Raw genomic sequence first — 910 nt, forward strand, 5'->3', positions numbered from 1 at the left:
GCCACTTCATAGGTGCTCATAAAACTTTAACCGTTGGAGCGCGACTGGTCGCGTCTAACAATCTAGCAACTGAGCTAGTTTTTTAATTTTTGGAGCGGCACACGAGGCTCGAACTCGTGACCTCGACCTTGGCAAGGTCGCGCTCTACCAACTGAGCTAGTGCCGCGTCTAACAATCTAAAAACTTAAGTTTGGTATAAAAAAACCCCGCAAGGCTTCTCGTCTTAAGCGGGGCAGGATTTTACAACATAAAAAATGCTTTGCAAGTACTTTTTACACGTTGAAGAACTTTTCTTGATAAATTTTCAATTCCATTATGGAATCTTTAATATCATCTAAAGCTAAATGTGAACTTTTCTTTTTAACTTCATTTAACAGTTCAGGCTTCCAACGACGCGCTAGCTCTTTAACCGTACTCACATCCAAGTTACGATAATGGAAATAAGCTTCCAGTTCTGGCATGTACTTATTTAAAAAGCGTCGGTCTTGACCAATTGAGTTTCCACACATGGGAGATTTAGCCGGAGGCAACCACGCTTTCAAAAAGTCTAGAGTTTGCTTAATCGCATCTTCCTCTGTAAATTTGCTTGCTTTACAACGAGCAGTTAAACCCGAGCGGCCATGCTGATTAGTACACCATTCATCCATACCATCAAGTAACTCGTCACTTTGATGAATAGCGATTACTGGACCTTCAGCCAATATATTTAAATCACAGTCAGTTATCACTGTGGCGATTTCGAGGATTTTATCTGTCTTCGGTTCTAGCCCCGTCATTTCGAGGTCAAGCCAGATCAAGTTAGATTCATTAAACAACATAGACTACCTTAGCGGTACTTTCCTTTAGATCCAATGCAATTAGATATATCATATTAGCTTCACCAGTTGACCTAAAGCTTTTTTTTAAAAAG

At 40.2% G+C, this 910-nt stretch carries 1 protein-coding gene and 1 tRNA gene; both read right to left on the minus strand.

Features of this window, described 5'->3' with window-relative positions; genetic code table 11:
- Window positions 1-90 precede the first annotated feature (90 nt).
- Window positions 91-166 (minus strand) — tRNA-Gly (locus SANK73390_RS19200).
- A gap of 106 nt (window positions 167-272) precedes the next feature.
- Window positions 273-818: an oligoribonuclease gene (gene orn, locus SANK73390_RS19205; protein ID WP_462767973.1), complete on the minus strand. Its 546-nt coding sequence runs from the start codon at window positions 816-818 to the stop codon at window positions 273-275.
- Between the last annotated feature and the right edge of the window lie 92 nt (window positions 819-910).

This window comes from Pseudoalteromonas sp. SANK 73390, from assembly GCF_054966645.1.